This window comes from Pseudomonas sp. (genome assembly GCF_050739995.1).
In the GTDB taxonomy this organism is placed as follows: Bacteria; Pseudomonadota; Gammaproteobacteria; order Pseudomonadales; family Pseudomonadaceae; genus Aquipseudomonas.
On the sequence record NZ_JBOICG010000071.1, the window covers coordinates 1 to 6863 of the forward strand.

Genomic DNA, 6863 nt, shown 5'->3' on the forward strand with positions numbered 1-6863 from the left:
CTTCACACGTTGGTTAAGGATGAAAAAGGAGAGTTTTTTTGGGGGCGTAAAGTCTTCCTGACGTTTTTAGTGCTTGCCGAAGCCCTTGGTCCAACCTGTCTGTTTTCCCGTGTGTAGTTTGCAGCACAATCATAAACTCTCGGAGGGGGAAGACTTAAAGATTATGTTTGTGTTGTGTAATAGTTCTGCGATGGGCTTGAACGCTGACGAATATTATTAGAGCTCCCAACGTTCGGTCTCTCTCGAGCAAAAGCTCCAGCGACGTGACTACTTCCGTCACAGGCTGCCATTTCCTACGCACAATTGAGCAACATCCCGCACTGAGGCAATCACAGCCCTCATATTGAAACGTTCTTGTGGTTGAATGCTTGCGTCAGGCAACGGAGGAACCGTTGTAGCTGATTTCCGAGTGATCGGTATGATTGATTCACCCACAAGGAGTTACACCATGCAAGGAAGTATGAAGTTCAAGCACCTCGCGTTTTTGTTGATCCCCCTCGTTGCCGCCTGTACCACCCCCGATAGAATCCGTGAGTCCGCAGTTGCCACGCCAGTTGTGCCTGGGCAGGCGCTGTCATTCGATAACTGTGGCGTCGGATGCCCCACTGGCGGCAGCCCCCTGACGTTGAATCGTCAGGCCTACACCCTGAACAATAACGGCTCGACCAAGTTCGCGAATTGGGTGTCGTATCGAATCACCAAGAACACACCGGCGAGCGGGCGGGCGCGCAACTGGGAGACAGACCCGGATATTCCGGCGGGCGAAACCCTCGATCCCGTGGATTACAACGGCGCCAATGTTGCGCTCAAGGTTGATCGCGGCCATCAGGCCAACCTGGCGTCAATGGCTGGGGTTGCGGACTGGCCAACGCTTAATTACCTGTCGAACATTACCCCGCAAAAGTCTGATCTGAACCAGGGGCCTTGGGCACGTCTGGAAGACCAGGAGCGAAACCTCGCCAAAGAGACCGGCGTCGACCAGGTGTATGTCGTTACCGGGCCGCTGTACGAGCACTTTGTCGGCACGCTTCCCGGCACGAACAAGGTCCACACCATTCCAAGCGGCTACTGGAAAATCATCTTCGTCGGTAGTTCGCCGCAGGAGGGTGTTTACGCGTCGTTCGTGATGAATCAGGAAACGCCAAAGGGCGCGGCCTTTTGCGATTATCAGGTGACCGTGGACCAGATCGAGGAGCGGTCAGGGCTCACGTTCTGGAGCAATTTGCCGCAAGCGGTTCAAGCTGCCTTGAAGTCAAGACAGGGGCAGTTGCCTACTCGCATCGGATGCAAAAAAGCCTGAAGCCTAGTTCAAAGGGCTGCTGACGTCGGCAGCCTTTTGGGTATGCTGAGCTGTGTTTACCCATTAGCCTGTTACTTATCTGAAACTACGCAGCCGCACTTTTTTCCATTCTCCTGATCTATCTCTGCTCCGGCGACGCGCATTCGGCGCGTTGCTTGCAGAAGCTGACCTGGTGCCGATGGATCGAACGTTAACTATTTCAATCACCCGATGGCCGCTGTTGCTCGTCGTGTCATGGATGTTGTGCGCGACCGGCTGCAGCCAGCAACAGGGGCGCGATATCGTCAGGCAGTTCAGCGATGGCAAGCCCGATGAGTTCTTTCAAACCAGTGTCGACCGCATGGCCACACTGGGAATGCGCGACAACCTGCAAAGTCTGTATTTACTGATGAGCAAGCTCTATCTGCGCAACCCTAATCAGTGGCGCCAGTCGGGCTACCCAGATGCGGTGAGTGCGGCGCGGGAAATCCGCCAGGCCATCGAAAACCAACGTCCTTTGCCGGCACTCGGTACGCGTCGTGACCTGGCGGCATTGAGCTATTCGTTAAGCCCGGAATTTCGCGGTGACCGCGTTGGGGCGTTTATCTATGCAATCGGCAGCATGCTGGTAACTGCCCATGGTGGTCGCACTCAGTTTTATATGACGGACTCGATCAACCCGCAATTTGTCAGCAATGCCGCGCGTAATATCGAGAAGGCCACCTGGCTGCTCAGCCAGCGCCAGGATGCCAATGGCGTGCTGCTGCTGTTCTCGAATGAGATATCGGAGGAGGGCAGCAACCTCAGTTTTGCCGTTGAGTTCGGCAAGATCGTCGCGCGCCTGGACCTGCTCACTCAGATACTCGATGAGCGTTATCGACGTGTTGGCCTCAATTACGCGCAAAGCTTGTTGCTGATGAATTTCTTACCGGTGCAGTGACCGGCACCGTCGTAGCGTGCATAAACCTGAGAGTGAGTAATTTCCCTTTCCGGTGTAGGAATCGGCCTATCCGCTGCCGCTCCCATTGAAACGCTGTCCCGTCGGCAATAGCCTCGGACTTTTCTTAAAAACGAGTGCCTGCTTTGGGTAAGCGAAAAACGGTTTGGCCTACTGATCGCGAAATTCGCCTGCGATTTATCCTCTTTGCCGTGATCGATGTCGCGAGTGTTCAAGGTGTCTGCGCCGGGGTGTTGTTGCCCGCACACAAGCTGTTGAGGGAGTCGCCGACGGAGGCGCAGTTACGCGACACCCTCACCGAAATCCTGTCCGAGGATGAAATGCTGGGCTTCAGGTTTCCACCGGGATCGGAGGCGGACGACCTGATGAGGGCCTTGGCGTCCGCGCCCCATCAAGAGCAGTGAAGCCATTAGTCCTCTCCCGCCTTAATGTGGGAAAGGGGCGGTCCGTTAACAAGACGTGACCTCAGGGAGTCGCCTGTCTTCCCATCACTGTTCGCATGATGGCCACGGCCTTTCATGCCCCTGCATTCCAAGGACTTACCCCATGCTGTTGCGACAACCTCCACTGCTCTTTGCCGCTCTGGCCCTCAGTTCAATGGTGCACGCCGAAGAGGTGCAATTGGCGCCGGTCGAAGTCACCAGCAGCGAAGCCAGCGCTGGCGAAGTGGCCCAGGCCGAACTCAAGAGCGTGCCCGGCGGTACCAATTTCATTGACATGGACAGCGTGCAACAGGGGCGGGTAAGCACCAACGAGGATGTGTTCAAATATCAGGCTGGTGTATATGCGAAGGCGGCGAATAATGAGGGTGTGAAGTTATCCATCCGTGGCTCGGGCTTGAACCGCAGCCCTGGTGCCCATGCTTCCGGGCTCTATGAAATGCTCGACGGCTTGCCACTGACCGGGCCTGGCGGCACCCCCTACGAACTCAAGGACCCGCTGTGGCAAAGCCGTGTCGAGGTGCTACGCGGCGCCAATGGGTTTGATCAGGGCGCGTTGGCCCTCGGTGGTTCGGTCAACTACGTCACCCGTACCGGCTACGATGCGCCCAAGTTGCAGGTGCGCTATGAAACCGGCAGTCGTGGCTACGCCCAGCGTGAGATCAGCTCGGGCCAGGTGCTGGGCGATGCCGATTACTACATCAGCCTCACGGACTCGGAGTCCGACGGCTATCAGCATCAGAGTGCGGGCACCGGCAAGGGCATCGCCGCCAACTTCGGCTACCGTTTCAACCCGGACCTGGAAACACGTTTCTACTTGCGCTACCGCGAAACCACCAACGACTCTCCCGGCAAGCTGACGCGCTATCAGATCAGCCATGACCCGCGTGCCGCCAACAGCCTCAACGCCGCCCGCGATTCAAAACGCCTGCAACCGGGTTCCACCTGGATCGCCAACAAGACCACCTTGCAACTGGACGACAACGCTCGAGTCGAGGTCGGGCTGGCGTATCACGACTACCCGATGGATCTGCGCGAAGGCACCAATCGCCTCAAAGTCGCGTACACCGACATCAGCAGCACCCTGAACTACATCCGCCAAGACACGCTGTTCGGCCACGCCAGCAAAACCACGCTCGGCCTGCGTACCACCCAGGCGATGCCGAACAATGGCGCTTCGGAATACGTTCGCACCCCAGCCGGCAACACGGCGGGCTATGCACCGGGCACCAAGACCCGCGACTACAGCTACCTGGGCTCTGACACCGTAGTGCATATCGGCAACGACCTGGAGCTGATCCCCGACCTATGGCTGACTACTGGCCTCGCCGCGATCTATACCCGTCGTGAAACCGAAGTCACCTATCCGGTGACCCATACGCCCACCCGCCAGCAGGATTGGGACTACGCACCACGTATCGGCCTGCGCTATGACTTCACTCCGCAGTTGCAGGTGTACGGCAACCTGAGCCGCTCAGTGGAGCCACCGCACGCCTGGTCGATGATCTGGGGTTCCAACAAGTACTTCGGGCCCGGCAGCGGCCCGGCTACCGGCTTGCAACGTGAAGGCGTGCACTTGCGCAATCAGACGGCTACCACCCTGGAAGTCGGTGGGCGTGGCGAAGATTGGTTCGGCCAGTGGGACTTGGCGCTGTACCGCTCCGAAGTTCGCCATGAGCTGCTGACCGTCGAGACCCAAGCTCAAACCTCCAGCAGCAACGCGATTGTGGCCGAAGCCAATGCCAGCCCCACCGTGCATCAAGGCGTGGAACTGAGCGTGCTCAGCCCTCTGTGGGACGGTGGTCGCACGGGCCAACTCGCCCTGCGCCAGGCCTACACGTTCAGCGATTTCCACTACCGCGACGACGACCGTTTCGGCGGCAACACCTTGCCGGGTATCCCCAAGCACTATTACCAGGCGCAACTGCGTTATAGCCATCCGACGGGGCTCTACACCAGCCTCAACACCGAACATGCTTCGCGGGTGGCCGTGGACTATGCCAATTCCTACTACGCTGCGGCTTACACCACGCTGGGCGCCACCTTTGGCTACGACGCCCCCAAGCAGGACTGGCAAGCCTGGGTCGACCTGCGCAACCTCACCAATCGTCGTTATGCCAATACGGTCACGCCGGGTTACGACGACAAGGGAGTGGATGTTGCCCGCTCCACACCGGCTGATGGCCGTGGCATCTACACAGGCGTGTCATGGCGCTGGCGTTGAGTCGCTAGGGACGTTTGGGTGATTAAACCGCGCGGGTTCAACGGTCGTTCTGGCGCAGGCGCTTGTACAGGGTATTGCGACTGACGCCCAGTTCCCGCGCCAGGTGGGAAATATTCCCGCCCACGGCCTTCAAGCGTTGCGTCAGGTCGAGCCCGTCATCCAAGTGCTCATGGGGTGGCGGGGGCGAGGCATCTTTCAGATCCACGAAAAAATCATCTGGCAGGTGTTCAGGGCACACCGGTTGGTCCTCGGCCATCGCCAGTGCGACCTGCAACACGCTGCTGGCCTGGCGTAAATTCCCCGGCCACGGGTGCTGCTCGAACAACGCCAGCACCTCAGCGCTCAAACCGGCCCGTTGGTTCGGTTCACGATGTTGGCCACAGTTGCTGGAACAACGCCTGTTTGTCGGTACGCTCACGCAGAGGCGGCAGCTCCAGGGCAAGGCCGCCAATGCGGTAGTACAGATCCTCGCGAAACCGACCGGCCTGCACCCAGTCCCTCAGTACGCGGTTAGTCGCCGAGATGATGCGCAGATCCACCGGGAACAGCTCGCTGCTGCCCACCGGTTGTACGCAGCGCTCCTGTAGCACCCGCAGCAAGCGGGCCTGGGTCGGCAGCGGCATATCGCCGATCTCATCGAGGAACAACGTGCCCTTGTCGGCCTTGCGGATCAGGCCGACGCTGCCTTTTTGATGGGCGCCGGTGAAGGCGCCTTTTTCATAACCGAACAGTTCCGATTCCACCAGCTCCGCAGGAATCGCCGCACAGTTCACCGCGATAAACGCCTGCTGGCTGCGGGAGCTGGCCAGGTGCAAGGCCTTGACGAACACCTCCTTGCCCACGCCGGTTTCGCCATGGATCAACAGGGGAATGTCCTTCTCCAGCAAACGCTCCGCCTGGCGCACGGCTTTCTCCACGCGGCTATCGCCGAAGTGCAGGGCCTTGAGACCAATCACGGCCGGTTTTGCTGGCGCGGGCTCACGGGGTGCGCGATCACTGAAGACCCGCGCCTGCACCGGCATTTTCTTCGGGCGTTTCAATACGCATTGGAACCGATTGCGTCCCGCGGCCTGGAGCGAAAACGGCAGCCCCTCCGGTTGGTTCAACAGCTCCAGCAACGACACCTTGAACAAACTTTCAATCCTCACCCGCGACAAGCTGAGGCCCAGCAAATTATCCGCACGACGGTTGGCCGACAGTACCTGGCCGCTCTCATCAAAAATCAACAGGCCCGCCCATTGGCTGTCGAGGTTGTTCAGGCCGGTATTGAAGGTCAGTTGGAAATGCTCACCGTGAAACAGGTTGAGGATCAGCCGGTTTTCCACGGTCTGGCTCATCATCTTGACCATGCCCAGGGTGTGGGAGGGTGGCAGATAGCTGTCACTGGATACATCCAGCACCGCGATGATTTCACGCTGGGCATCGAAGATCGGCGCGGCCGAGCCGGTCATGAAGCGGTTGGCCTTGAGAAAGTGCTCATCGTGTTCGATATGCACCGCCTGGGCACAGGCCAGTGCGGTGCCGATGGCATTGGTGCCGCTGGAGCGTTCCTGCCAACTGGCGCCAGCGTTGAATCCACGGGCCAGTTTCGGCTCGATAAAGCGCTGGGTGCCCCATGAGGTCAGGACCTGGCCTTGGTTATCGGCCAGCATGATCAGGCAATTGGAGTTGCTCAGGATGTTTTCGTAGTAGGGCAGTACTTCCTGGTGGGTGGTCTGCACCAGGGAATGCTGGCTCTCCAACAATTGGCTGATACCTTCGGCGGGCAGGAGGTCGAAGCTGGGGGGGCTCTGGTGATCCAGGCCGAACGCGCGGCAACGGCGCCAGGATTCCTGGATAAGGGTGTCGTGAGTCAAGGGTTCGGCCATGGGGTGACCTTCATTTTTATTGTTATGGGGTCTTGCAATTTCTTTCACTTGGAACCGAGTCAACCTGTGGGAGCGGGCTTGCTCGCGAAAGCGG

At 58.8% G+C, this 6863-nt stretch carries 4 protein-coding genes and 1 pseudogene; 4 read left to right on the top strand and 1 reads right to left on the bottom strand.

Translation table 11 applies throughout. The features are described from left to right. Positions 1-448 precede the first annotated feature (448 nt). From ACRESD_RS02495 to ACRESD_RS02510, 4 genes are all read left to right on the top strand, one after another. Positions 449-1300 (top strand): DNA/RNA non-specific endonuclease, encoded by an 852-nt coding sequence (locus ACRESD_RS02495; RefSeq protein WP_431749477.1) that lies wholly within the window; start codon positions 449-451, stop codon positions 1298-1300. A 178-nt stretch (positions 1301-1478) separates the two neighbouring features. After that, positions 1479-2219: a hypothetical protein gene (locus ACRESD_RS02500; RefSeq protein WP_431749478.1), complete on the top strand. Its 741-nt coding sequence runs from the start codon at positions 1479-1481 to the stop codon at positions 2217-2219. A gap of 143 nt (positions 2220-2362) precedes the next feature. Continuing rightward, on the top strand, positions 2363-2641 hold the full coding sequence (locus ACRESD_RS02505) for a hypothetical protein (protein ID WP_431749479.1): 279 nt from the start codon (positions 2363-2365) through the stop codon (positions 2639-2641). 142 nt (positions 2642-2783) lie between these two features. After that, positions 2784-4901, top strand: a complete 2118-nt coding sequence (locus ACRESD_RS02510; protein ID WP_431749480.1) for a TonB-dependent receptor family protein — start codon at positions 2784-2786, stop codon at positions 4899-4901. Between the two features lie 37 nt (positions 4902-4938). Here ACRESD_RS02510 and ACRESD_RS02515 read toward each other — a convergent pair. Next, positions 4939-6769, bottom strand: a pseudogene (locus tag ACRESD_RS02515) (sigma-54-dependent Fis family transcriptional regulator). Positions 6770-6863 lie beyond the last annotated feature (94 nt).